The organism is Acidovorax sp. LjRoot38 (assembly GCF_964252975.1).
Classification (GTDB): domain Bacteria; phylum Pseudomonadota; class Gammaproteobacteria; order Burkholderiales; family Burkholderiaceae_C; genus Acidovorax; species Acidovorax facilis.
In genome coordinates this window covers 284,893-310,176 of record NZ_CAXUPT020000003.1, presented here as the reverse complement: position 1 = coordinate 310,176, position 25,284 = coordinate 284,893, and the positions used below count along the sequence as shown (strand labels likewise).

Genomic DNA, 25,284 nt, shown 5'->3' with positions numbered 1-25,284 from the left:
GCGTGCTAAAAGGGCCAGAGCGAGGCCGCGCTCAGCGTGGCTTCACGGCCCAGGTCAGGCGGTGGGTGCGCAGAAACCACAGCAGTGCGGATGCTGGCGCAATCGCTGGCGCGGGCAGGCGCCGTGCCAGCGGAGGTGCCAACGTAACGCGGCGGGAGTGTATCTGTGCCCCGGGAAACAGGATGCTCAGTTCGCGCAGTGGAATGCCCTGTACATCGCTGTTGGCGGGGTTGTTGACGACAAAGTCATAGACGAGAACACCGCCGCCGGGCGCGACCCATTGCCAGATCACGTCGGCCAGATGGCGGCGATAGCCCTCGTCGAGCAAGGAGCTGAAGAGTGTGAACGCCAGCACGGCATCCTGGCTGGCGGGCTGCACCGGGGCCAGGGCGGCATCCCCTTCCACAATGGCCACGCCTGCTGGCAGCGAGGCGCGCGCTGCGGCGGCACGTTCGGGAAGAAGCTCCAGGCCTGTCAGGCACGCGGGCGTGGCGCCCAGCCGCACGAGATCATGCAGATTGCCCGCACTCCCGCAGCCAACCTCCAGCATGGGCCGCTGGGTCAGGCTGCTCCAGCCGTGGGCCTGCCAGATGCGTGCCATGGCGCGCAGGCGCTCCTGCTGCGCCTGCAGCGCCGCAGCGTTGGCATACAGGCTGTAGCGCGCTTCGTCGGCCACTGTGTCGCGCCGGGCGTAGCGGGCCTTGACGGCCTGGGGTTCGTTGTCGGTCATCGGGTGATGCGTGCAAAGTCGGACGAAGGGGCGCGCGAGCGCGCAATGTCCCACAGTCCTCGCCAGGTGCCCAGGCCGTAGCCCACATGAAACGCTGCAATCGTCGCCGGGAGGCGGGGCAGCAGCCCCCCGTTGCGGGCCGACCGGGCTGCCGCCACGGATGCCGCCAGAAGATACCCGGCGTAGGCGATGCCCAGTGCAGCCAAGGGCCAGGCGGACCACGGCAAGGCAGCGGAGGCGCCCACTGCTGCGGCCACAAAAGCTGCGGGCACCAGTTGTCGCACGGAGCCCGGCTGCCCATGTTTGCGCATCACAAAAGGCCGCCAGTAGCCATATTGCCGTTGTTGCGCGAACAGGTGCCTCAGCGAATTGCGCGGGTGGTAGGTGGAATGGATGCGGCTGCTCTGCCAGATGCGTGCACCCCCCAGGCGCATGCGCAGGTTGTGCTCGTCGTCCTGGTTGCGCACCAGCGTTTCGTCAAACAGCCCGAATCGGTCAAACACGCCGCGGGGCCAGCATCCGAGGTAGACGGTATCCACCTCGCCTTCGTATTGCACATCGCGCGACCGTGCGCCACCCACCACCCAGCGGCATTGGAAGGCGGCGGCTATGGCGGCCCCGGTGGGGTCCGTTCCGTGGGCAACCCAGGGGCCGCCCACGTTGTCAGCGCTGGTGCGTTCAAGCGCCTCGATGCACTGCGCAAGGTAGTCGGGGGCAAACTGGCTGTGCACGTCCATGCGGGCAATGGTGCCGCCCCGTGCGCGGGCAATGCAGGCGTTGAGTCCGGTGGACACAATGCGGCCGGGGTTGTCCACCAGCACGAGCCGGGGGTCTGCGGCGCAGCGCTGCGCGAGGTGTTCGCGCGTACCGTCATCGCTGTCACCGTCTGCAATCAGCACTTCCATGCGCCAGCCTGCGGGCAGTTCTTGGCGCAGGGCGGAGTTGCAGAAAGCGTCGATGTGCTGGCGCTCGTTGCGGCACGGCACGATGACGCTGATCAGGTTGTCCAATTCAAGGCCTTGGGGCATGGGGTTCAAGGTGTACGGAGCAGTTGCTGGTACAGCGCGTGCATGCGGTTCATTTGCACCGCGCGGTCGCCGTCTTGCGCGATGCGGGCAGCATTTTGCAGCCCGGCTTGTTCCGCGATGGCGTCATTGGCAATCAGGGCTTCCAGCCGGGCGGCGAGCGCTGTGGCATCTCCGGCTGCAACCAGCCACTGAGCGTCGATCCAGTGCCGGTTGGCCTGCAGTTCGCTGGCCACCACGGCGAGGCCACACGCCATGCTCTCCAGCATGGCGACCGATGTTGCATCGCTGCTGGGCACCGACACAGATATCTTGCTTTCGCCCAGTACCCGGGTCATGCCCGCGTCATCGAGTCGGCCGTGGAACTGCACCTTGTTGTCCAGCTGCGCCGTGTGCACCTGGCTGCGCAGGGCATCTTCCAGACTGCCTCCGCCGAGCAGGTGCAAGCGCAGATCGGCGCCCGGCAATCGCGCCTGCAGCAGGGCGAACGCTTCGATGATGGTGTCGATGTTGTAGTTGGGTTCCCACGCGCGCAGGCTCACCAGCTGGCTGCCTTGCTTGTGACTCCAGGGAACGGGGTGGAAGCGTTGCAGTTCCACACCCCAATGGATTTCCTCGGCAGCGCCGGGCGGGCGGAAGTCTGCCACCGCGCTCATCAGGCTCGCTGAGTCGCCCGTGATGAGGTCAGCCTGGCGCAGTATCCAGCCGGTCAGCCAGTGCATCCAGGCGCTTTTGCCGGGGGTCACCAACAGGTCGCTGCCCCAGGCGGTCATCACCAGCGGATGTTTGCCGCAACGTGCGGCCAGATAGCCGTAGGAGGTGACGTAGTGGGCATGCAGGAGGTCAGGAGCCAGTTCGGCCACGTGGCGCCTCGTTTCCCGTACACGGAGCAGCCAGTCCAGTGATCGGTGCACAGGCCGGATGGCCCGCACCGTGACGCCATCGATGGACGCGGGGCGGGCCGTGATCAGCGAAACGCGGCACCCGCGCTGGAGCATCTCCCGCGCCCACCGCTGGACATGGGGGCTGGTGGCATCGCCCAGCAGGCACAGGTGTGTGGCCATGTCAGCTTGCCCGTGCCCAGGATTCGTAGTGTGGGCGCAGTTCCGGATGCTGCAACAGCAGGCGCTCATCCTGCTCGCGCACGTCGCCAATCTTGCGCGCTGGGGCCCCTGCCATGATGGCGAAATCGGGCACTTCGCCGCGCACCTGCGCGTAGGCGCACACCACCACCCCCTTGCCGATGCGTGTACCCGCTTCGATCAGGCTGTGGGGGCCAACAAAGGTGTAGGCGCCGATCTCAACGGGCGCGCTGATGTAGCCAGGCTTGGGGCCCTCGTGGACTGCGTAGCTGCTGCCCAGGAGGCGAATGGCGCGGTGGGAGCTGTGGGTGACGATGCTGACGAAGTTGGTGATCTGTACCCCTTGCCCAATCTGCAGGCCTGCCGTGGCGTCGATGAAGTTGAATTGCCCAATGAACACGTGGTCGGAAAGCAGCAGCCCCTCGGCGCCTTCGATGCAGGTGCTGGGGGCAATGCGGGTGTGGGGCAGGCCGCGGCCCAGGTGGTCGCTTTCCCCGAACACCATGCGGTAGAACAGCGCCTGCCAGAGGCGGCGGCGCCAGCGGTTAAGCACGGCTCTCATGGGGGATGTCCTTCCAGTTTGCCAACGCCCAGAAATAGTAGGCAAAGTAGGCCAGCATGCTCGCTGACACCCCCCATCCGGCACCGGTCAGCCCGCCCAGATGGAGGCCCAGCAGCAGGCCCGCGAAAAACAGGCATTGTCCAACCAACGCCAGGCGCAGCGCCCAGGCCTGCGCGCCCCAGGCCATGGTGACCACCGCGAGGGGCGATGCCATGAAATGCACGGCGATGTACGGCGCAATGGCCCGGGCCAGTTCCCCGGTCTGCGCCCATTGGTCGCCAAAGGCCAGGGAAAAGATGTCCGGGCCCCAGGCAAGCAGCACTGCCGCCAGCGGGCAGGCCAGGGCGGCCAGCCCCATCATGGCCTGGCGCACCAGGGTGCGCGCTTCGTTGGGGCTCTGCGCCTTCAGAAGGCGGGGGTACAAGGTTTGCGACAAGGCCCCGCCGATGAGGGTCGCAGGGGCCTTGAGGTAGCGCAGCGCCAGCGCCCAGAACCCCGCTGCGGCATCTCCGGTCCAGGCCGCCACCAGCACCAGAGTCAGGGTGTCCTGCAGCGCCCCCATGAAAGCGTGGGGTGTGTTGAGCAACGGAAAGTCCCGGTGCTGTTGGGCCATGGACCGGAGGGTGGCCAACGGCTGGCGCCACAGACCCACCCAGCCACCCGCAGGGGCAGGCCTGGCCAGCATCCATGCCGCGCCCAGGCTGGCCAATGTGGCGCCCAGCACCAGACCCAGCGGGCCGGTCTTCATGAATCCGAACAGCAATTGCAGGATGGCGCCACCGCCTTGTTGCAGCAGCCTGGCCGCCGACAGCAGACCAAAGCGCTGGGACCGAGTTGCCCACAGGGTGAGCCATTGCACAGCGCCGCCTGCGAACACCGCCAATGGCAGCGCCCACACCATCGGCATGCCGCGCCACAGGAGAAGCACGGCTGCGGCTGCAGCAGATGCCGTGGTGACAGCGAGCAAGATGCGAGCGCACAGCGCCATGAGCTGGGCGGCGCGCGGCTCGGTGCTTTCGAGGGGGAGTGCGAATTCATAGCGCGCACAGCCCACCACCGCCAGGTTGGTGGCCAGCGCCCACAGCAGTGCAAACTGTCCGAAGTCCTCAGGGCTGTAGAGGCGTGTGAGTGCGGGGCCCAGCACCAGCGGGATGGCGTGGGCTGCAACGCTGCCCGTGAGCAGGGTCAGCGTTGCCCGTACAAGTCCCGACTTCATGGCAGTACGGGTTGCGTTTCGGGGTGGTAGCCAGGCACCAGCTGTCGCAGCAGAGCGGTCATGGCGATGGGGTCGCCCGCTTGGGCTGCCTTCTGCAATGCCTGGAGCAAGGTCTGCAGCTCCTCCCATGGGCGGTATTCTTCACGCGCCCGCAGGATGCGGGGGTGGTCGGTGGGGAAGGGATTGTCCCCAATCAGCAGTTCCTCGAACAGTTTTTCACCCGGGCGCAGTCCGGTGAAAACGATTTCGATGTCTCCTTCGGGGTGCAGATCGTCGCGCACCGTCAATCCCGACAGGGCCACCATGCGCTCAGCCAGCTCCAGGATCTGCAGCGGCTCGCCCATGTCCAGCAGGAACACGTCGCCGCCCTCGGCCATCGCCCCTGCCTGCAGTACCAGCTGGGCGGCTTCGGCAATGGTCATGAAGTAGCGCGTGACGTTCGGGTGCGTCACGGTAAGGGGGCCACCGGCCGCGATCTGCTTGCGAAACAGCGGTATCACGCTGCCACTAGAGCCCAGTACATTGCCAAAGCGCACCATCGACAGGCGGGTGGGGCAAGTCCAGGCGGGTGAGCTGTCGGCAAGCTGCGGGAAAGGCGCTCGGGGCGACGCTGCAATTGCTTGCAGCACCATCTCTGCCACACGTTTGGTGGCGCCCATGATGTTGGTCGGGCGCACGGCCTTGTCGGTGGAAATCAGCACGAAATGGTTGGCACCGCACTCCAGCGCCACCTGCACCATGTTCAAGGTGCCAAACACGTTGTTCAAAATACCTTCGCCCGCGTTGGCCTCCACCATGGGCACGTGCTTGTAGGCGGCCGCATGGTAGATGGATGTGGGCCGGTATTGTCGGCAGATGTCTGCCATGCGCGCCTTGTGGGTGACGCTGGCGAGCAGGGGCACCAGCGCACATGCATGCTCGCCCTGGTGCACCAGCGCCGCCAATTCGTGGTGGATGGAGTACAGCGCGTATTCGCTATGGTCCACCAGCAGCAACTGGCACGGCCCTTCGCGCACGATCTGCCGGCACAGTTCGCTGCCAATGCTGCCGCCCGCGCCGGTCACCAGAACCACGGTGCCCGCCAGATTGCGCCCCAGCAGACCTGGGTCCGGCGCCACCGGCTCCCGGCCCAGCAGGTCTTCGATTTCAAGGTCCTGGAAGTCCGTGACGGTCACCCGGCCGCTGGCCAGGTCCGACAGGCCCGGCAGCGTGCGGATCCGCACGGGCAGCTCGCGCAGGCTTTCGATGATTTGCCGCCGTCGCTCGCGCGTGGTGCTGGGCAGCGCCAGCAGCACGTCGGTGATGCCAAGGCGGCGTACCACCTCGGGCAGCGCGTTGGAGGCGTGCACACGCACGCCGTTGATGCTGCGCCCGATCTTGCTGGCATCGTCGTCCACAAACCCCTTTAGCAGGTACTGGCGCATGCTGCCCAGCCCTGCAGCCGTCTGTGCGCCCGCACTGCCAGCGCCGTAGATCAGCAGGCGGTACGGCGCATGGCTGCTGCGCCCCGCCAGCGCCAGCCACCCCAGTGCACGGCTGGCACCCACCAGCAGCATGAACAACAGCGGCTGGAGGATGCCGACGCTGCGTGGTACGCCCTCCCACTGAGCCGCCAGCAGGCAGCCCAGCAAAAGCGCGCCGTAGATGGCCACGGCCTTGCCGGTAGTGATGAGCGCCGTGATCCCCGTGTAGCGGAAGATGGCGCGGTACAGCCCCAGTTTGGCAAAAATCGGAAAGGCAAGGGCCGGGGCCAGTGCATACGCGAGCCACTGCATGCCCTCAGGCCAGTGGGGCGTCTCCAGCCGCAGCGTGAAGGCAAGCCACATGGCGATGAGGCCCAGACAGATGTCCATGGCCACCACCACGAGGCGCTTGGCTGCGCGTGACCAGCCCAGGATGCGGTTCAGCATGGGCTATGAGAAGAAGAGGGGGTAGTTGCGATTCGGCGGCTCATTGCGTGGGCGCAATCCCGGTCCGCTCAAGGATATCTCCCACCAGTTCCAGCCGCACCAGCGGGTTGTCCAGCTCCATCAGGCGCTGCTTGAGTTCCAGGGGCACGGGCAAAAGCTCGCACCAGCGGTTGGCCACCCATCCGCAGTCGTCCAGCTGGGCTGCCGTGGGGACAATCGCAGTCGGAATTTCGGGGTCACGCTGCTTTAGGGTGTGCAGCACCTGGGCGAGGGCTGTCGATGCCTTTCTCAGGTCTTGCGGGATTGGCACCATCAGATCCGGGTCGATGTGCCCCACATCGGCGATCCACAGGCCATGGGGCAGGTGGCTGCGCTGGGTGATGCGAAAGCGCTGGCTGCCACGGCATAGCAGTGTGATCAGGCCAGGCTGCGGGGTGTCGATCTGCTCGATGACGGCCAGGGTGCCCACATCGTTGAACTGTTCTTCAGGCGCGCCCGCCTGGCGCACTTCGCGGCCTTGCGTGAGGGCGACCACGCCAAAGGGGGCGCCCGCCTGATGGCACTTGCGCACCATGTCCAGGTAGCGCACTTCGAACACGCGCAGGGCCAGCAGACCACCTGGGAACAGCACGGAGCCCAGAGGGAAAAGGGGCAAGGATGACAGGGTGAGGGGTTGTGTCATGAAAGGGGGGATACCTTGGCTCGCTATCATCCCATGGCGCAGCCTGCTTTCGCGGCGGCCCCTTATTTTTGTCTCATCCATGCTCTACCAGATCGCCTCTTTCCTGCTCGACGTTGTTGGTGGCCTGCTCACCGGGGCATGCCTGTTGCGGCTGTACATGCAGTGGCAGCGCGTGCCGTTTTCCAACCCCGTCGGCGGACTGGTTTTTGCGCTGACGGACTGGCTCATCATGCCGCTGCGCCGCGTGATCCCGCCGGTGGGGCGCTGGGATGTGTCGAGCCTAGTGGCAGCCGTGTTGCTGCAGCTGGCGCAGTATTTTTTGCTGACCCTGCTGCTGGGCGCCGCCTCGGCATGGGCCTGGCTGCCGTGGCTGGCATTGTTTGGCCTCGCGCGGGTGGCGGTGTCGGGGCTGATTGGCTTGTTGATCGTCTATGCCGTGATGTCGTGGGTGCAGGCGCGGTCACCCCTGGCCGATGTGATTGCCCGGCTGTGCGAGCCCATCCTGCGGCCGTTTCGCCGCATCATCCCGCTGGTGGGCGGTATCGACCTGTCGCCGCTGGCCGTGCTGGTGTTGCTGCAGGTGGCGATGATCGTGCTGGGCCATTTGCAGGCCAGCGTAATGAAGTAGCCCCCCTGAGTCGCCTTTGGCGCCTTCCCCCCAGGGGGACGACGGCCTTGCTGCGGGGCGGCCCTTGCTTGCCGTCCCTGGTTGGGGCCGCGCCGGTTTCGGCGGCTGCGCATGATGCGCGGCAAATGGATATCTATCTGATACCAAAAATATGATTCAAATTGACATCTAGCGCTTATCCATAAAGCGCTAGCAGCTATCAAAATAATAGTGTTTTCGCGGCTTTGGCGGGCGCATCACCTCAGCACGAGGCTTTGCGCACGCACCCACCCGGTGGTGTTACATCACTGCGTCAGCAGGCAAACGCTGCAGCATGGCCAGGCTGCTGGCCACGGTGTTGCGCAGTTCACGGCGGTCACAAATGAAGTCCACGGCGCCCTTGGTTTGCAGGAATTCGGCGCGCTGGAAGCCTTCGGGCAGGGTCACGCGCACTGTGGATTCGATCACACGCGGTCCGGCAAAGCCGATCAGGGCCTTGGGCTCGGCAATCACGATGTCGCCCACAAACGCAAAACCTGCGCTCACGCCGCCCATGGTCGGGTCGGTCAGCACGCTGATGTAGGGCAGGCCCTTCTTGGCCAGGCGGGTCAGCGCTGCGTTGGTTTTGGCCATCTGCATCAGGGACAGAAGGCCTTCCTGCATGCGTGCGCCGCCGGTGGCGGTAAAGCAGATAAAGGGCACCTTCTGCTCGATGGCGGTTTCCACGCCGCGCACAAAACGCTCGCCCACCACGGAGCCCATCGAGCCACCCATGAAGTCGAACTCAAAGCACGCTGCCACCACGTTGATGCTCTTGACCGCGCCACCGATGACGATGAGGGCATCGGTTTCACCCGTGTTTTCCAGGGCTTCCTTCAGGCGCTCGGGGTATTTGCGGCTGTCCTTGAACTTGAGGGCATCCACGGGCAGCACTTCCTGGCCGATTTCATAGCGGCCTTCGGCGTCCAGAAAAGCGTCCAGCCGCGCGCGGGCGCCAATGCGGTGGTGGTGGCTGCAATGGGGGCAAACGTTCTGGTTTTGCTCCAGATCGGCCTTGTAGAGCACCGTTTCGCAGCTCGGGCACTTGATCCACAGCCCTTCAGGCACCTGGCGGCGCTCGGTGGGGTCGGTTTGCTGGATCTTGGAGGGCAGAAGTTTTTCGAGCCAGGACATGGTGTTCTCCTCTTCAGTGGCTCGGCCTGCCGGGGCGCTGGGGCGCCGCAGGGGGCAGGCCGGGTGGAATCTGTGGCGCGCCGTGCCCCGATGAGGGCGGCGCGCCGGGCTGCATTATGCGTCTACGCGTCCATTGCCTTGCGGATGCCGCGCAGGAAGTCGATCGTGATTGGCACCACCTTGGCGTGCTCTTGGTCTTCAATCAGCTGGATGATGCGGCTGCCAATGACCACGGCGTCGGCCACCTTGCCAATCGCCTGGGCGGTGGCGGCGTCGCGAATGCCAAAGCCCACACCCACGGGGATCGTCACATGCTGGCGGATGCGGGGCAGCATTTGCTCCACGGCCGAGGTGTCCAGCGCGCCCGAGCCGGTCACGCCCTTGAGCGACACGTAGTACACGTAGCCGCTGGCCACGCGCGCCACCTGGGCCATGCGCTCATCGGTGCTGGTGGGGGCCAGCAGGAAGATCAGGTCCATGCCGTGCTCACGCAGGCTGGCGGCAAAGGTCTCGCACTCTTCGGGTGGGTAGTCCACGATGAGCACACCGTCCACGCCAGCGGCTGCGGCATCGCGCACAAAGGCACCTGCACCGTGCTTTTGGTCGTAGCGCTCCACGGGGTTGGCATAGCCCATCAGCACCACGGGTGTGGTGCTGTTGCGTTTGCGGAACTCGCGCACATGGTCGAGCACCTGCACCATGCCAATGCCCAGGCTGAGGGCTTTTTCGCCCGCCTTTTGAATCACCGGGCCATCGGCCATGGGGTCGGAAAAGGGCACGCCCAGTTCAATCACGTCGGCACCGGCCTCCACCATGCCGTGCATGAGTGCAGGGGTGATGTCGGCGAAGGGGAAACCAGCGGTCACATAGGGAATCAGTGCCTTGCGGCCCTGCGCTTGCAGGGCAGAGAAGGTGGATGCAATACGGCTCATTTACTTCACCACCTTGATGGATTGCTCGCCGCCCTTGACGGACTGCCCCTGGCAGCTGGGGCGGCAGTAAAAATCGGCGCCACTCAGGTCGGCCACGGTGCCAATGTCCTTGTCACCACGGCCCGAGAGGTTGACCAGGATCGATTGGTCAGGGCGCATGGTTTTGGCCAGTTTCATGGCGTAGGCCACGGCATGGCTGGATTCGAGCGCGGGGATGATGCCCTCGGTGCGGCACAGGTAGTGAAAGGCTTCCAGAGCCTCCTTGTCAGTGATGCCGACGTATTCGGCACGGCCGATTTCCTGCAACCAGGCGTGCTCCGGGCCCACGCCCGGATAGTCCAGACCTGCACTGATACTGTGGGTTTCTGTGATCTGGCCATTGTCGTCCTGCAGGATGAAGGTGCGGTTCCCGTGCAGCACGCCCGCGCTGCCCTTTTGCAGCGATGCCGAGTGTTTGCCCGACTCCAGCCCTTCGCCTGCCGCTTCCACGCCAATGAGGCGCGTTTTCTCGAACGGGATGTAGGGGTGGAAGATGCCCATGGCGTTGCTGCCGCCACCCACGCAGGCGATCACGGCATCGGGCTGGTCGCCCAGCGCCTTTTGCTCTGCCAACATGGCGGGCATCTGGTCGATGCACTCCTTGCCGATCACGCTCTGGAAGTCACGCACCATCATGGGGTAGGGGTGTGGGCCTGCCACCGTGCCGATGATGTAGAAGGTGTTGTCCACATTGGCCACCCAGTCGCGCATGGCCTCGTTGAGGGCATCTTTCAGCGTCTTGCTGCCCGATTCCACGGGCACCACCGTGGCGCCCAGCAATTTCATGCGGTACACGTTGGGGCTTTGGCGCTTGACGTCCTCTGCACCCATGTACACCACGCATTCCAGGCCATAGCGCGCGCAGATGGTGGCCGTGGCCACGCCGTGCTGACCTGCGCCCGTTTCTGCAATCACGCGGGGCTTGCCCATGCGCTTGGCCAGCATGGCCTGGCCAATCACGTTGTTGATCTTATGGGCGCCGGTGTGGTTCAGGTCCTCACGTTTGAGGTAGATCTGCGCGCCACCCATTTCGCGGCTGGTACGGGCTGCATGGTAGATGGGTGATGGGCGACCGACGAAGTGCTTGAGTTCGTAGTGAAACTCGGCCAGAAACTCGGGGTCGTTTTGGTAGCGCGCGTAGGCCTCGCGCAGTTCCTGGATGGCGTGGGTCAGGGTTTCGCTGACGAAGCTGCCGCCGTAGGGGCCGAAATGGCCAGAAGTATCAGGTTGCTGATAGGAATTCATGGGGGTTCTTTGCAAGTTGTGCATCGGCCGCCCGCACGGCGGCAACGAAGCGTTGGATCTTCAGTGCGTCTTTGATGCCCTTGATGGGCTTTCCATCGGGGCCATCGGCTTCGACGCCGGAACTGACATCAACCGCCAGCGAGAGACCCCGCGGACGGACTTGCAAAATGCCATCGGTCACGTTTGCAGGCGTGAGTCCACCAGACAAAACGAGGTGAGAGCTGACGCTTGGTGGAAGGAGTGACCAATTGAATGCCTTGCCGCTGCCGCCAAAACCTTCGACATGGGCGTCGAGCAGGATGGCCTGGGCGTGAGAGTAATCGTGGGCGTATTTTACGAGGTCAAAGCTGGCCGCACCGTCGCCCAGGGGAATTCGGGCGGCTCGCAGGTAGGGGCGTGCGCCTTGGTGGGTGGCGGCCAGGCAATCCTGGGGAGATTCATCACCGTGAAACTGGATCGTAGCGCCTGCTATCAAAGCGCTGGTAGCTATCACATTGGTAGCGGGCTCGTTCACGAACAGCAAAACTGGTGTGACAAAGGGCGGCAGGCGTCTGGCCAGTTGTGCTGCGCGTTCGGGTGTTACCGCACGCGGGCTGGGGGCATACAGCACGAAACCCACTGCATCGGCGCCTGCCGCCACTGCGGCATCCACGTCCTGCTCGCGGGTCAGGCCGCAGATTTTGATGCGGGTGCGTGCATGCGGCAGCTTGGAGATGTCTTGTGCGTTCATGGCAACCAATCATACGCAGCCGTGCGCTGGGGCAAGCCCCAGGCGGCGTCATAGACCGGGCCTTGAAAAAACAGCCCATCCGGCGAAAACGTGGGCGCTGCCGCATCGCGGGATTTGGCGGCGAGCACCTGCGCCACCCATTCAGGAGGCTGGTTGCCCTGGCCCACGGCAATTAGGCAGCCCATGATGTTGCGGATCATGTGGTGCAAAAACGCGTTGGCTTCGAACTCAAAGCGCCAGTAGCAGGGGCTCCAGCCCAGCTCCGGGTGTGGTTCTCCCAGACCCCGGCGCGTAATGTCGATGCGCTGCAGGGTCTTGACGGGGGACTTGGCCTGGCACGCCGACGCACGAAACGAGGTGAAGTCGTGCTCGCCCAGCAGGTAGTCCGCAGCTTGCCGCATCGCTTGGTGGTCCAGCGGATGGAAAACCCAGCCCACGCGACCGGCGTCCACACTCGGCCGCACGGGGGACTGCAGCAGCACATAGGCATAGCGCCGCGCGATCGCGCTGGCGCGGGCATGGAAGCCGTCCGGCACGGGCTGCGCCCATTGCACGGCAATATCGGCAGGAAGAAAGGTGTTGGTACCCCGTACCCAGGAGGAGGGCGGGCGGTTCAGCGGCGTGTCAAAGTGCACCACCTGCATCAATCCATGCACACCTGCGTCGGTACGGCCTGCACACAAAGTGCTGACAGGGTGCGTGGCAAAGCGGCCCAGGGCCGCTTCGAGTTTGTCCTGAATCGTGTTGCCCGACAACTGGCTTTGCCAGCCGCTGTAGGCCTGTCCGTTGTAGCTGACACCCAGCGCCACCCGCATCATGGGGCGGCCTGGGGGTGGGGAAAGCGCGCCGTGAGAGAACCCGGCTGCATCAGCCCAGTTCGGCCAGCATACGCTGGGCGCGGGTCTTGAGGGCGCCGCTGGATTCGGCCACCACTTCTTCGATCAGCGTGCGAGCACCGTCGGTGTCGCCAATGGCGTTGAACTCTTCGGCCAATGCCAGCTTGGTAGCCAGCGGATCATCCTGCGCCGCAGCCGAGCCGTCATCGACGAACTCGGGTGCCGGAGCGGGTGCCTTGGCCGCGGGGGCTGCCATGGGCTTGGACGGTGCGTTCAGGTCCAGAGACAGTTCGCCCAGATCAAATTCCATGGGGCCGGAATCCTTGGCGTCGCCTGCCAGCGGCATGGGGCCAGATGGCGCCATGCTCAGGTCGTCTGCGCTCGGGAAGTCGAGGTTGGCGACGGGCGGAGGGGCCATCATCGGGCCGGGGGCTGTATCTTGACCACCCCAGGCTGGTGCCGTTGCAGAGGGCAGCTCTGGCAAATCCAGTTCTGGGCGCAGTGTTTGTGGTTCATCGCTGGCATCGGCGTCCGTAGTGCGACGGGTGCCACCTGCGGCCGCTGCTGCAGCGGCAGCCGCTGCAAACCCGCCTGGGGGTGCTGGTGCCACCGAGGGAGCGTCGGTCAGTGCGTCATCTGGCAGGTCCAGATCGAGATCCAGATCGAGATCGGGGGGGAGTGCCGCTGTGGCCGCCGCATTGCCAGCACCGCCCGTGAAGGTGCTCGGGAAGCCACCTGGGGGCAGCGATGGAGATTCGTCCTCGGCCATGCCGGGGCGGCCGCCAGGCTGGTACAAGCGGTTTTCGGGGTCCAGGTCGCGGCCGAGTTCGGCAATGCGGTTCCAGTCCGGGCCTTCGCCCTGCGTCAGCTTGAACACATCCCCTGCCACCGCTTCCAGTGCCTTGCGATCCTGGCGCTTGGCGTAAATTTCGCCGAGCTTCACATGGACCGACACGCGGGCCGGATTGTGGCGAATCGCTTCCTTCAGGATTTCCTCGGCCTGAAGGTCGCGGCCATAGGCCAAATAAACGTCTGCCTCCGCCACGGGATCCACATCGCCGCCAGCATCGAGCTGGCTCGGGGAGTAGGCCATGGACGAGCCGGTCGTCATTTCGCTGTTGGCGGTATCCACGCGCTGTCCGCCGCTGGCACCGAAGAATGAATCAGGCTGGATGCGGCTTTCCAGGAACGAGCTGTCTACGCCAGCGTTCTGGCGGCGACGCTGCACCACACGGTAAGCGCCATAACCCAGCAACAGGGCCAGCAGGCCACCACCGGCCAGGGGCAGGATCGGATCGTCCATGAGGCCGGACAGGAAACTCGGCTCTTCAACAGGGGCTGGTGCTGGCGCAGGCATCCGTACGGGGGCTGCGGGTGCGGATGCGACGGGAGCCGGTGCAGAGGCGGGTTCGGAGGCCGCCTCGGCAGGAACGGCAACATCCGCTGGGGCACTGGCTGGGGGCACGGGGGCCGACGCAGGTGTTTCAGGCGCGGCGGGTGCTGTAGGCGTGGCGGGTGCTGTAGGCGTGGCGGGGACTGCGGGGGCCTGCACGGCCACGCCAGCGGGGGCGCTGGCACCGCCAGCGGGCGCGGCACTGCCAGCAGCGGCCGATGCTGCGCCCAGCTTGTTCAGGTCGGTAATGTTCTTGGACAGTTCGGCCATCCGGGTGGCGGCCTCGCTGGCTTGCTTGTCCTTGGCGAGCTGGTCCTCGGCGGCCTTCTGGCCCTTCACGGAGCCTTTGGACAGCGTCAGCTTGTCGGGTGCGGTCGTGGCAGGTTTCTTGTCCTCCACGCGGGTCTGCACCGTGCCCGACGCAGAGCGCTCGGCAGCGGCCACTGCCGTGGTCGGGGCGGCACCTGCCAGCTTGCGGCGGAATTCGTTGAAATCCTTGGCCTGGGCTGCCAGGATCTGGCGTGCCTCGGGGGCTGGGGTTGCCTGCGCCGCAACTTCATCGGGCATCTGCAGTACCGCGCCAGCTTTGAGGCGATTGACATTGCCTTGAATGAATGCGTCCGGGTTCGCACGCATCATGGCAACCAGCATCTGATCCAGAGACACGCTGGCGGGGCGGTAGGCATTCGCCAGGCGGCCAGCGGTGTCACCGGCCTGCACTTTGACGCCGTCTGCGGGGGCTGGACGAGGGGCAGCTGCTGCCGGGCGTGGTGCTGGAGGTGCAGCAGCGGCAGAGGATTCGGTGGCGCGCGGGGCAACCGGTGCGCGCACGGCGGGCGCCGATGGGGCAGCAGGTGCCGAGATCTGAGGGGACGCCGTCACATTCGGTGCTGCGCGGCGCAGTGCTGGCGGGTCAAACAGCATGGTATAGCTGCGCACAATGCGGCCCGAGCCCCAGTTGGCGTCCAGCACCAGATCAAGGAAGGGGTCGTTCACCGGGCGATCACTCGTCAGACGCAGCACGGCGGTGCCGTCTGGGCGACGCTGCAGCTGGATTTGCAGGTTGTTGATCGCGGGCGTGTATTCCATGCCCTGGGCGCGAAAAACTTCCGGGGTAGCCGTCGTAGCGCGCAGGGTGTCGGCTTCGGCGGGGGTGATCTGGGGCAGGTCAATTTCGGCGCGCAAAGGCTCGCCCAAGGCAGACTGCACGGTGATGCGGCCCAACGCCAGGGCCGAGGCGTCGCCAGCGTAAAAGCCAGCCGACGCTACGGCCGCAGCCGCCAGGACAGAAAATTTCCAACGATGCATGTTTGCCAACAACTGATTAGGTTTTTGTGCGGCTCGGTCGAGCGGTGCTTTTTTTCTCATGGTCTGGTCCCGCCCCGGCGCGTGAAAATATGTAAAAAGCACCATAGCATCAATGTTTTGCACTGACAAGCTGAGGTGGCTCCGAAGCTTTGAGCGAGGTTCAGACGCACCAGATTGGGGCATTCAAATGTTGCCAATTGCCAACGTGGCGTAACTGAGTGTGTCAAGGCGCCGGGCGTAAAAAAGCGCGCACGGCGAGGGCCGTGCGCGCTTTTTGGGGATTGCCGGCTTAGGCGTCGAGCAAGATGCGCAGCATGCGGCGCAAGGGCTCGGCGGCGCCCCAGAGCAGCTGATCGCCAATGGTGAAGGCGCCCACATATTCAGGGCCCATGGCCAGCTTGCGGATGCGGCCCACGGGGATGTTCATGGTGCCGGTCACCGCCACGGGGGTCAGGTCCTGGATGGTGGCTTCACGGGTGTTGGGCACCACCTTGACCCACTGGTTGTCGGCGGCGATCATGGCTTCGAGGTCGGCCACGGGCACATCCTTCTTGAGTTTGAAAGTCAGCGCCTGGCTGTGGCAGCGCATAGCGCCCACGCGCACGCAGAAACCATCGACGGGAATGGCGGAGGCGTTGAAGCCCTCGCCCATACCCAGGATCTTGTTGGTCTCGGCCATGCCCTTCCACTCTTCCTTGGACATGCCGTTGCCCAGGTCCTTGTCGATCCAGGGGATCAGCGAGCCGCCCAGCGGTACGCCGAAGTTGGCGGTTTCAGCGGCTGACAGGCTGCGCTGCTTGGCGATGACCTTGCGGTCGATTTCCAGGATGGCGCTCTTGGGATCGTCGAGCAGCGCGCGCACTTCGGCGTTCAGCGTGCCGTACTGCGTGAGCAGCTCGCGCATGTGCTGCGCGCCGCCGCCTGATGCTGCCTGGTAGGTCTGGGTGCTCATCCATTCCACCAGACCTGCCTTGTACAGAGCGCCCACGCCCATCAGCATGCAGCTCACGGTGCAATTGCCGCCAATCCAGTTCTTGCCGCCGTTGGCCAGGGCGTTCTTGATGACGGGCATGTTGACCGGATCGAGAATGATCACGGCGTCCTTGTCCATGCGCAGGGTGGAGGCGGCATCGATCCAGTGGCCGTTCCAGCCGGCGGCGCGCAGCTTTGGGAACACTTCAGAGGTGTAGTCACCGCCCTGGGCGGTGATGATGATTTCGCAGCGCTTGAGAGCCTCGATGTTGAACGCATCCTGCAGTGCAGTCTCGTTCTTGGCTTGGGCAGGGGCCTTGCCGCCTGCGTTCGAGGTGGAGAAGAACATGGGTTCGATCAGATCGAAGTCCTTCTCTTGTTCCATACGGTCCATCAGGACCGAGCCGACCATGCCGCGCCAGCCGACCAACCCTACCAACTTGCTCATTTCAACGCCCTTTCTAAGTAAGAAACAGTGCCAGACCGGACTGCTCGCCTGGCTCGTCTGGCCAGGAAGGGCGCACGACGAACCAGGCTGAGTCAGCCCTTAATGGTCGTGGTTTTGGTGATGGTTGCGCGCGCAGCCACACCGGCCGTGGCGGCGGGTGCAATGTTCAGGGCGAACGTGTGGGCGGCAAACATAGGCGAAGATTGTAGCGGATGCGGGCTTTGGGCTCTGTGCCGTTGTTCCAACAGGCATCTCTGGGGAGCGATCGGCGGGATAGACGGTAGAAAAAAGCCAATGACTTGGGGGAGAGCCTGCGCCCATGGTCTGCACCGCACTACAGTCCTGCCTATCGCTTTGTCTGCGATTCATCGAGAGTGGAAAAATGCAAGTCATCGTTGTGGGGTCTGGCAAGCTGGCCAGGGAGCTGTTGGGGGCGCTGCCGTCTGGGGACGCAGGGCAGGTTGTGCCCTGGGCTGCCGAGGGGCTGCCTGCAGAAAAATCGGTGGTGGTGCATGCAGGCTCGGGCCGGGAGCTACAAGCGGTGAGCGCGTTCTGTGAATCCACGTGCTCTGCGCTGGTGGAGCTGTCCACGGGATCAGCGCTGGAACACCTGGCTGTAGGTTTTCCCGTGGTCCTGTGTCCCAACACCAACCTTCTCATGCTCAAGTTCATGGCCATGCTGGAGCGCAGTGGGCACTTGTTCCGTGGCTATCGCATCGGGCTGACCGAATCGCACCAGGCTCAGAAGTCGTCGGTGCCGGGCACGGCCGTGAGCATGGCGCAGGCGCTGGGTCTGGTGCCCAGTGATATCCGGTCTGTGCGCGATGCCGAGGTTCAGCAGCGCGTGCTGCAGATTCCCCCAGAACATCTTGGCCGCCATGCCTACCACCAGGTTCTGATAGAGGATGGGGCTTGCAGCGTGACGCTGGAAACCCGTGTTTATGGCGATGCGCCGTATGCGGAGGGCGTTGCGCACATCGTGGCAGCCGTGCGCGAGCGGCCGCTGGAGAACCGGCGCTACGCCATCATCGAATTCATCGACAACGGGTGGCTGTAGGCGGTACGGGCAGTACCCCGGCTCCACAATAAAAAAGCGCCGGGAGTGTCCGGCGCTTTTTTTGTGACCGCTGAGCGGGGGATCAGGCGGTCAGCGCCTTCACCACTGCATCGCCCATCTGCGCCGTACCCACCTTGGTGGTGCCTTCGCTGTAGATATCGGGCGTGCGAAGGCCCTGCGCCAGCACCTTTTGCACGGCGGCTTCGATGCGCTGGGCGGCGGCTTCCTGGTTCAGGCTGAAGCGCAGCATCATCGCGGCCGACAGGATGGTGGCCAGCGGGTTGGCCACGCCCTTGCCGGCGATGTCGGGCGCACTGCCGTGGCTGGGTTCGTACAGGCCCTGGTTGCTGCTGTTCAGGCTGGCCGAGGGCAGCATGCCGATGGAGCCAGTGAGCATGGAGGCTTCGTCCGACAGGATGTCGCCGAACATGTTGCCGGTCACCACCACGTCAAACGCCTTGGGGGCCTTGACCAGCTGCATGGCCGCGTTGTCCACGTACATGTGCTGCAGCTCGATGTCGGGGTATTCCTTGTGCACGTCGGTGACCACATCCTTCCAGAACTGGAAGGTTTCCAGCACGTTGGCCTTGTCCACGCTGGTGACCTTCTTGTTGCGCTTGCGCGCGGCCTGGAAGGCGACGTGGGCGATGCGCTCGATCTCGGGGCGGCTGTAGCGCATGGTGTCGAAGGCTTCCTCGGCACCGGGGAAGTGGCCATCGGTGGCCACGCGGCGACCACGCGGCTGGCCAAAGTAGATGTCGCCCGTCAGCTCGCGGATGATGAGGATATCGAGGCCCGCGATCAGCTCGGGCTTGAGGCTCGATGCGCCCACCAGTTGCTCGTAGCAGATGGCGGGGCGGAAGTTGGCGAACAGGCCCAGGTTCTTGCGCAGGCCCAGGATGGCCTGCTCGGGGCGCAGGGGGCGGTCGAGCTTGTCGTACTTCCAGTCGCCCACAGCGCCGAACAGGATGGCGTCGGCTTCCTTGGCGAGCTTCAGGGTGGATTCGGGCAGCGGGTGGCCGTGGGCCTCGTAGGCGGCGCCGCCGACCAGGGCAGATTCCATCTCGAACTTCAGGTCCAGGGCTTCCAGAACCTTCACGGCTTCGGAGACGATTTCGGTACCGATGCCGTCACCCGGCAGAACTGCGATTTTCATTGAATTTGCTTTGATTTTGATAGCTGTTACCGCTTATGGATAAAGCGCTAGAGGCTAATTTAAATGATATTTTTTGATGCCTGCGGTGTCTTACGACACCATGGTGTGCGCAAGCCAGGGCTTGGTCGCCAGGCGCTGCGCTTCAAACGCCTTGATCTTGTCGGACTGGCGCAGGGTCAGGCCGATATCGTCGAAGCCGTTGAGCAGGCAGTACTTGCGGAAGGCCTGCACCTCGAACGGAATCTCTTCGCCTTGCGGACGCACGATGACCTGGCGCTCCAGGTCGATGGTGAGTTGGTAGCCGGGGAAGGCGTGCACTTCATCGAACAGCTGGGCCACCGTTGCCTCGGGCAGCACGATAGGCAGCAGGCCGTTCTTGAAGCAGTTGTTGAAGAAGATGTCGGCAAAACTCGGCGCGATCACGGCGCGAAAGCCGAACTGGTCCAGTGCCCAGGGCGCGTGTTCGCGGCTCGAGCCGCAGCCGAAGTTCTTGCGTGCCAGCAGGATGGAGGCGCCTGCATAGCGCGGCTGGTTCAGCACGAAGTCGGGGTTGAGCTTGCGGCTGGCCGGGTCCTGGCCCGGTTCGCCGTGGTCCAGGTAGCGCCATTCGTCAAACAGGTTCACGCCAAAGCCGGTCTTCTTGATCGACTTCAGAAACTGCTTGGGGATGATCGCGTCGGTATCGACGTTCTCGCGGTCCATCGGGGCCACCAGGCCCTTGAGTAAGGTGAATTTCTGCATGGGTGCCTTGTTACTTGTTGGCGGCGCGTTCGAGTGCGCCCCCTGCCCGTTGAACGTCCTGGCCTACGCCCTTGACGGTGTTGCACCCGCCCAGCAGCAAGGCGGCAGACAGTGCGATGAGGATGGCGGCGATTTTCTTCATGGCGGGCTCCTTCAGGCGAATTGGCGAATGTCCACAAAATGACCGTGCACGGCAGCGGCTGCTGCCATGGCGGGGCTGACGAGATGGGTGCGGCCACCAGCGCCCTGGCGGCCTTCGAAGTTGCGGTTGCTGGTGGATGCGCAGCGCTCGCCCGGCTCCAGGCGGTCGGCGTTCATGGCCAGGCACATGCTGCAGCCGGGCTCGCGCCACTCAAAGCCTGCGGCCACAAAAATCTTGTCCAGGCCTTCGCGCTCGGCCTGCTCCTTGACGAGGCCCGAGCCGGGCACCACCATGGCCAGCTTCACGTTGCTGGCCACCTTGCGGCCGAGGTTCTTCACCACAGCAGCGGCTTCGCGCATGTCTTCGATGCGGCTGTTGGTGCAGCTGCCGATGAACACCTTGTCGATGGTGATGTCGTTGATCGCCTTGCCGGGCTGCAGGCCCATGTAGGTCAAGGCGCGCTCGATGGCGCCGCGCTTGTTGGCATCCTTTTCCTTGTCGGGGTCCGGCACGCGGGCATCCACGCCCAGCACCATCTCGGGCGAGGTGCCCCAGGTCACCTGCGGCACGATTTCGGAGGCGTCGAGCTTCACCACGGTGTCGAACTTCGCGTCGGCATCGGAGTGAAGCGTCTTCCAGTACGCCACGGCCTGGTCCCATTCGACGCCCGTGGGCGACAGGGGGCGGCCCCTGACGTATTCAATGGTCTTGTCGTCCACGGCCACCAGGCCAGCGCGCGCGCCGCCTTCGATGGCCATGTTGCACACGGTCATGCGGCCTTCCATGCTCATCGCGCGGAAGACGGAGCCTGCAAATTCGATGGTGTAGCCGGTGCCGCCGGCCGTGCCGATCTTGCCGATGATGGCCAGCACCACGTCCTTGGGCGTCACGCCCTTGGCGAGCGTGCCGTCCACCTGCACCAGCATGTTCTTGGCCTTCTTGGCCAGCAGCGTCTGTGTGGCCATCACGTGCTCGACCTCGGAGGTGCCGATGCCGTGGGCCAGTGCGCCGAACGCGCCGTGCGTGCTGGTATGGCTGTCGCCGCACACCACCGTCATGCCGGGCAGGGTGGCACCGTTTTCAGGGCCGATGACGTGCACGATGCCCTGGCGCTTGTGCATGAAGGGGAAGAACGCAGCGGGAGAGATCTGCGCCATGTTGTCGTTCAGCGTGGTGATCTGCTCTTTGCTGATGGGGTCGGTGATGCCGTCGTAGCCGTTTTCCCAGCCGGTGGTGGGCGTGTTGTGGTCGGCGGTGGCCACGATGGAACTCATGCGCCAGACCTTGCGGCCCGCCTCGCGCAGGCCTTCAAACGCCTGGGGGCTGGTCACCTCGTGCACCAGATGGCGGTCGATGTAGAGGATGGAGGTGCCGTCCTCTTCGGTGTGGACGACATGCTCGTCCCAGATCTTGTCGTACAGGGTGCGTCCCATGGCGTGGCTTTCTTTCTGCATTTCAGGTGGGTGATTGGATTTTAGTGTCGGGGTCTGGCCGGGGTGACAGGTGTTCCACCAGCAAACGGGCCGTGACGGGCAGGGCGTCGAAGTCGCGAGCCACCACACGCAGCTCGCGGTGGGCCCAGGCATCGGTCAGCGGGATGGCTTGCAGGTTGCCCACGCCGCGCATCAGCGCAAATGCCCGGTCGGGCAGCAGGCCCACGCCCAGGCCGTTGTCGATCATGCGGCACATGGCATCGAGCCCTGTGACCTGGATGCGCTGTCGCAGCGGGCGCCCGGCGGCGGCGGCGGCGGCGCGCATGGCCAGGCTGATGCTGCTGTTGGCATGCAGGCCCACGATGTCCCAGTCCAGAACTTCTTCAAAATTGATAGCGTCCAGCGCAGACAGGTCGTGCGCCAGGGGTACAACGAGCACCAGATTGTCGGCGCGGTAAGGGCGGCTTTGCAATTCCAGGGCACCGTTGCCACTGGCCATGCCGATGTTGCAGATGCCCAGGTCGGCGGCGCCCTCCTGCACGGCATGCAGCACGTCGCTGGAGAGGTGCTCCTGCAGGTCGATCTTGATCTGGCTGTGCTCGCGCGCAAAGGCGCCCAGGTCTTCGGGCAGGAACTGGAAGATGGCCGAGATGTTGGCGTGCATGCGGACATGGCCGCGCACGCCGTCGGCGTATTCGCTCAACTCGCCCTGCATGCGTTCGAGGCCAAACAGCACGGTGCGCGCATGGTGCAGCAGGCTCTCGCCTGCGGGTGTGAGCGTGACGCCCCGGCTGTGGCGGTAGAGCAGGGCGGTGTCCACGGCGGTTTCCAGGTCCGACAGGCGCTTGCTGACGGCCGATGCCGCAATGAATTCGCGCTCAGCCGCGCGGCCAATGCTGCCGAGCTCGCACACCGCCACAAACAGTTGCAGCGAGGTTAGGTCGATACGGCGCGCAAAACTGCGCTCGGAGCTTTTCATGGGGTTTTAACTTCTCGAAATGAGAAGGTTGCCTATTTTCTCCCCATTATTGCCGCTTTGACATCGCGATACGCGATGGCGGCACTGCCCTTCTGCGCGAGGGTAGAACCGCTGAGGCCCAGAAAGCTACCGTGGCTCAGGCGGTGCAGGTGCTGGCGTGCTCTGGCACAGCGGCACGCCAGCGCAGCTCATGCTCAATGCGCTGACGCAGCAGATCGGCCGCGCCCATTTCACCATGCACCACGTACACCTTGTCCGGCGCGTGCCCCATGCTGCGCAGCCAGGCGATGAGCTGGTTGCCGTCTGCATGGGCTGATGCAGAGGACAGCCGAACCACCTCGGCCCGCACGGCCACGTCCTGGCCGTGGATACGGATGGTTTTTTCGCCCTCTGCCAGCCGCGCACCACGGGTGCCTGGGGCCTGGTGGCCGGTCAGGATGATCATGTTGCGGTGGTCGCCTGCGTGCAGTGCCAGGTGGTGCAGCACGCGCCCCCCGGTGGCCATGCCGCTGGCCGACAGGATGACCATGGGGCCATGAAGCTTGGCCAGCCCCTTGGATTGCTCGGGCGTCTGGACCATGGTGGCGCCATGCTCCAGTGCCTGCACCTCGCGGCCGCTCAGGCGGTGTTCCTGCATGTGGTGCTGGAACAGCCCCGTGGTACTGACGGCCATGGGGCTGTCCAGAAACACCTTGAGCGATGCGGGCACCACACCCTGCGCCTTGAGCAGGCCAATCGCGTGCAGCACGACCTGCGCACGCCCCACGGCAAACACCGGCACCACGGCAATACCGCCACGCGCTGCCAGGCGCTGCAGGGCGGGGCCCAGTTCATCGAGCGGGCCTTCGGGCGGGTGCTCGCGGTCGCCGTAGGTGGACTCGATGAGCACGGTGTCGGCCTGGGGCGGCGCGTCAGGCGGGTTCATGAGCAGGTCATCGGGCCGCCCCAGGTCGCCCGAAAACAGAATGCGCCTGCCTCCCACCTCCAGCAGCACGCTGGCTGCACCAAGGATGTGGCCTGCGGGCGAAAACGTCACACGCCAGCCGGGCAGGGGCTCAAACGCCTTGTGAAATGGGTGGATCTGGAACTGCTTGAGGCAGTGCAGCGCGTCGAGCCGGGTGTACAGGGGCAGGGCGGGGCTGTGGCTGCTGAGCTGGTGGCGGTTGAGAAAGGCCGCGTCTTCTTCCTGTAGGTGCCCGCTGTCGGGTAGCAGGATGGTGCACAGGTCGCGTGTGCCCGGTGTGCAGTGGATGGCGTGGGTGTAGCCGTCGCGCGCCAGCAGCGGCAGGTAGCCGCTGTGATCCAGGTGGGCATGGGTCAGCACCACGGCGTCGATCTGGTGCGGCGTGACGGGCAGAGGCTGCCAGTTGCGCAGGCGCAACTGCTTGTAGCCCTGGAACAGGCCGCAATCGACCAGGAGGCTCTTGCCGTTGTAACGCACCAGGTACTTGGAGCCGGTGACCGTGCCGGAGCCGCCCAGGAAGGTGATGTTGACGTTCATGTGCCCAAGCTCCCGGGTGATCATCGATGAGACCCATCCTACTGCGCTGTGCGTGCATCGCACGGGCCTAAGGGAGTTTCTTGCCCTGCGTCAAGAAAAAACCGCCTGGGCCAAAAGGCCACAAGCGGTTTTCGATGGGATGCCGGTGCGCGGTCAGCTGAAGAAGTTCTTCAGCCGGTCCGTCCAACTCTCGCCGCTGGGCGAGTGGCGGGCGCCGCCCTTCTTGAGCGAATCTTCCAGTTCGCGCAGCAGCTTGCGCTGGTGCTCGGTCAGCTTGACGGGTGTCTCGACTGCGATGTGGCAGTACAGATCGCCCGGGTAGCTGGCACGCACGCCCTTGATGCCCTTGCCACGCAGGCGGAACTGCTTGCCGGCCTGGGTGCCTTCAGGAATGTCGATCGCTGCCTTGCCAGCCAGCGTGGGCACTTCGATCTCGCCGCCGAGTGCTGCCGTGATGAAGCTCACGGGCACCTGGCAGTGCAGGTCGTCGCCATCGCGCTCGAAGATGTCGTGTTTCTTCAGGCGGATCTCGATGTACAGGTCACCCGGTGGGCCGCCGTTGGTGCCCGGCTCGCCGTTGCCGGTGGAGCGGATGCGCATGCCGTCGTCGATGCCCGCAGGAATCTTCACTTCCAGCGTCTTTTGCTTTTTGAGCTTGCCCTGGCCATGGCAGGTCGTGCACGGCTCGGGAATGATCTTGCCCGTGCCGCGGCAGTGGGGGCAGGTCTGCTGCACGCTGAAGAAGCCCTGGCGCATCTGTACCGTGCCTGCGCCCTGGCAGGTGCCACAGGTCTTGGCACTGGTGCCGGGCTTGGCACCGCTGCCGTGGCAGGTGTCACAGCTCTCCCACGACGGAATGCGGATCTGCGCGTCCTTGCCGCGTGCGGCTTCTTCCAGCGTGATCTCCATGGCGTAGCTGAGGTCGCTGCCCCGGTACACCTGGCGGCCACCGGCACCGCGCCCACGTCCGCCCTGCTGGCCAAACATGTCGCCGAAGATGTCGCCGAAGGCCTCGGCAAAACCGCCAAAGCCTTCTGCCCCTGCGCCGCCGGGGCCGCGCATGTTGGGGTCCACCCCGGCGTGGCCGTACTGGTCGTAGGCAGCGCGCTTTTGCGGGTCGGAGAGCATCTCGTAGGCCTCCTTGGCCTCCTTGAACTTCTCTTCGGCAGGCTTGGCTGCATCCCCCTGGTTGCGGTCAGGGTGGTGCTTCATCGCCAGCTTGCGATAGGCCTTCTTGATTTCTTCGTCCGAGGCGTTTTTCGGAACGCCCAGGATTTCGTAAAAGTCTCGTTTGGACATGGTCATTCTGAGCCCGGTTGGAACAGGAACGCCGCGCAAGCCCCGTCAAGGGCCCCGCGCGGCGGCTGGGGTCAACGGCGGCGTGC

The 25,284-nt window shown here is 64.8% G+C and carries 23 protein-coding genes; 2 read left to right on the top strand and 21 right to left on the bottom strand.

Annotated features, from left to right (window positions below):
* Positions 1 to 31 precede the first annotated feature (31 nt).
* The 7 genes from ACSQ22_RS06570 to ACSQ22_RS06540 are packed head-to-tail and all read right to left on the bottom strand — an operon-like array spanning position 32 to position 7,207.
* Complete coding sequence (locus ACSQ22_RS06570; RefSeq protein WP_436129792.1) at positions 32 to 730, bottom strand: class I SAM-dependent methyltransferase; 699 nt, start codon at positions 728 to 730, stop codon at positions 32 to 34.
* Positions 727 to 1,758 carry a glycosyltransferase family 2 protein gene (locus ACSQ22_RS06565; protein WP_436129791.1) on the bottom strand — a complete coding sequence of 344 codons (1,032 nt, stop codon included), beginning with the start codon at positions 1,756 to 1,758 and terminating at the stop codon, positions 727 to 729. The genes ACSQ22_RS06570 and ACSQ22_RS06565 overlap by 4 nt, the downstream gene beginning before the upstream one ends.
* Before the next feature lie 5 nt (positions 1,759 to 1,763).
* Positions 1,764 to 2,819 carry a glycosyltransferase gene (locus ACSQ22_RS06560; protein WP_436129790.1) on the bottom strand — a complete coding sequence of 352 codons (1,056 nt, stop codon included), beginning with the start codon at positions 2,817 to 2,819 and terminating at the stop codon, positions 1,764 to 1,766.
* Between the two features lies 1 nt (position 2,820).
* On the bottom strand, positions 2,821 to 3,399 hold the full coding sequence (locus ACSQ22_RS06555; RefSeq protein ID WP_436129789.1) for an acyltransferase: 579 nt from the start codon (positions 3,397 to 3,399) through the stop codon (positions 2,821 to 2,823).
* Positions 3,383 to 4,615, bottom strand: coding sequence for a lipopolysaccharide biosynthesis protein (locus ACSQ22_RS06550; RefSeq protein WP_008903935.1), 1,233 nt, complete (start codon positions 4,613 to 4,615; stop codon positions 3,383 to 3,385). The genes ACSQ22_RS06555 and ACSQ22_RS06550 overlap by 17 nt, the downstream gene beginning before the upstream one ends.
* A complete protein-coding gene (locus ACSQ22_RS06545) occupies positions 4,612 to 6,525 on the bottom strand; it encodes a polysaccharide biosynthesis protein (protein WP_436129788.1) in 1,914 nt (637 codons plus the stop codon). Before ACSQ22_RS06545 ends, ACSQ22_RS06550 begins: the two co-directional genes overlap by 4 nt.
* 40 nt (positions 6,526 to 6,565) lie before the next feature.
* Positions 6,566 to 7,207: an LON peptidase substrate-binding domain-containing protein gene (locus ACSQ22_RS06540; RefSeq protein ID WP_121420752.1), complete on the bottom strand. Its 642-nt coding sequence runs from the start codon at positions 7,205 to 7,207 to the stop codon at positions 6,566 to 6,568.
* Positions 7,208 to 7,286: 79 nt separating this feature from the next.
* Between ACSQ22_RS06540 and ACSQ22_RS06535 the strand changes: the two genes are divergently transcribed.
* Positions 7,287 to 7,835 carry a YggT family protein gene (locus ACSQ22_RS06535; RefSeq protein WP_055399421.1) on the top strand — a complete coding sequence of 183 codons (549 nt, stop codon included), beginning with the start codon at positions 7,287 to 7,289 and terminating at the stop codon, positions 7,833 to 7,835.
* A gap of 279 nt (positions 7,836 to 8,114) precedes the next feature.
* On the opposite strand, the gene accD is transcribed toward ACSQ22_RS06535, so the two are convergent.
* The 7 genes from accD to asd all read right to left on the bottom strand — a co-directional run bounded on the left by accD (position 8,115) and on the right by asd (position 16,890).
* Complete coding sequence (gene accD, locus ACSQ22_RS06530) at positions 8,115 to 8,987, bottom strand: acetyl-CoA carboxylase, carboxyltransferase subunit beta (RefSeq protein WP_055399419.1); 873 nt, start codon at positions 8,985 to 8,987, stop codon at positions 8,115 to 8,117.
* 122 nt (positions 8,988 to 9,109) lie between these two features.
* Positions 9,110 to 9,919: a tryptophan synthase subunit alpha gene (trpA, locus tag ACSQ22_RS06525; protein WP_055399417.1), complete on the bottom strand. Its 810-nt coding sequence runs from the start codon at positions 9,917 to 9,919 to the stop codon at positions 9,110 to 9,112.
* The gene (gene trpB, locus ACSQ22_RS06520) at positions 9,920 to 11,203 is read right to left on the bottom strand and encodes a tryptophan synthase subunit beta (protein ID WP_436129787.1); all 1,284 of its coding nucleotides are present in this window, start codon (positions 11,201 to 11,203) and stop codon (positions 9,920 to 9,922) included.
* Positions 11,181 to 11,933, bottom strand: coding sequence for a phosphoribosylanthranilate isomerase (locus tag ACSQ22_RS06515; RefSeq protein ID WP_436129935.1), 753 nt, complete (start codon positions 11,931 to 11,933; stop codon positions 11,181 to 11,183). Before ACSQ22_RS06515 ends, trpB begins: the two co-directional genes overlap by 23 nt.
* On the bottom strand, positions 11,930 to 12,748 hold the full coding sequence (gene truA / locus ACSQ22_RS06510; protein WP_218300681.1) for a tRNA pseudouridine(38-40) synthase TruA: 819 nt from the start codon (positions 12,746 to 12,748) through the stop codon (positions 11,930 to 11,932). Before truA ends, ACSQ22_RS06515 begins: the two co-directional genes overlap by 4 nt.
* Before the next feature lie 52 nt (positions 12,749 to 12,800).
* Entirely contained in the window at positions 12,801 to 15,470 is a 2,670-nt protein-coding gene (locus tag ACSQ22_RS06505; RefSeq protein WP_436129786.1) for a FimV/HubP family polar landmark protein, read from the bottom strand.
* Positions 15,471 to 15,759: 289 nt separating this feature from the next.
* Positions 15,760 to 16,890 (bottom strand): aspartate-semialdehyde dehydrogenase, encoded by a 1,131-nt coding sequence (gene asd, locus ACSQ22_RS06500; RefSeq protein WP_121505776.1) that lies wholly within the window; start codon positions 16,888 to 16,890, stop codon positions 15,760 to 15,762.
* A gap of 382 nt (positions 16,891 to 17,272) precedes the next feature.
* On the opposite strand from asd, the gene ACSQ22_RS06495 reads away from it, so the two are divergent.
* Positions 17,273 to 17,947 carry a dihydrodipicolinate reductase C-terminal domain-containing protein gene (locus ACSQ22_RS06495; RefSeq protein ID WP_055399406.1) on the top strand — a complete coding sequence of 225 codons (675 nt, stop codon included), beginning with the start codon at positions 17,273 to 17,275 and terminating at the stop codon, positions 17,945 to 17,947.
* Between the two features lie 82 nt (positions 17,948 to 18,029).
* On the opposite strand, the gene leuB is transcribed toward ACSQ22_RS06495, so the two are convergent.
* The 7 genes from leuB to dnaJ all read right to left on the bottom strand — a co-directional run bounded on the left by leuB (position 18,030) and on the right by dnaJ (position 25,198).
* Positions 18,030 to 19,103, bottom strand: coding sequence for a 3-isopropylmalate dehydrogenase (gene leuB, locus ACSQ22_RS06490; protein WP_121420746.1), 1,074 nt, complete (start codon positions 19,101 to 19,103; stop codon positions 18,030 to 18,032).
* A 90-nt stretch (positions 19,104 to 19,193) separates the two neighbouring features.
* A complete protein-coding gene (leuD, locus tag ACSQ22_RS06485; RefSeq protein WP_436129785.1) occupies positions 19,194 to 19,844 on the bottom strand; it encodes a 3-isopropylmalate dehydratase small subunit in 651 nt (216 codons plus the stop codon).
* 10 nt (positions 19,845 to 19,854) lie between these two features.
* Positions 19,855 to 19,986: an entericidin A/B family lipoprotein gene (locus ACSQ22_RS06480; protein WP_055399399.1), complete on the bottom strand. Its 132-nt coding sequence runs from the start codon at positions 19,984 to 19,986 to the stop codon at positions 19,855 to 19,857.
* Between the two features lie 11 nt (positions 19,987 to 19,997).
* Positions 19,998 to 21,419, bottom strand: a complete 1,422-nt coding sequence (leuC, locus tag ACSQ22_RS06475) for a 3-isopropylmalate dehydratase large subunit (protein WP_121420744.1) — start codon at positions 21,417 to 21,419, stop codon at positions 19,998 to 20,000.
* A 22-nt stretch (positions 21,420 to 21,441) separates the two neighbouring features.
* Complete coding sequence (locus tag ACSQ22_RS06470; protein WP_176886611.1) at positions 21,442 to 22,398, bottom strand: LysR family transcriptional regulator; 957 nt, start codon at positions 22,396 to 22,398, stop codon at positions 21,442 to 21,444.
* A gap of 136 nt (positions 22,399 to 22,534) precedes the next feature.
* Positions 22,535 to 23,899 (bottom strand): MBL fold metallo-hydrolase, encoded by a 1,365-nt coding sequence (locus ACSQ22_RS06465; protein WP_436129784.1) that lies wholly within the window; start codon positions 23,897 to 23,899, stop codon positions 22,535 to 22,537.
* Positions 23,900 to 24,052: 153 nt separating this feature from the next.
* The gene (gene dnaJ / locus ACSQ22_RS06460; protein WP_055399485.1) at positions 24,053 to 25,198 is read right to left on the bottom strand and encodes a molecular chaperone DnaJ; all 1,146 of its coding nucleotides are present in this window, start codon (positions 25,196 to 25,198) and stop codon (positions 24,053 to 24,055) included.
* Between the last annotated feature and the right edge of the window lie 86 nt (positions 25,199 to 25,284).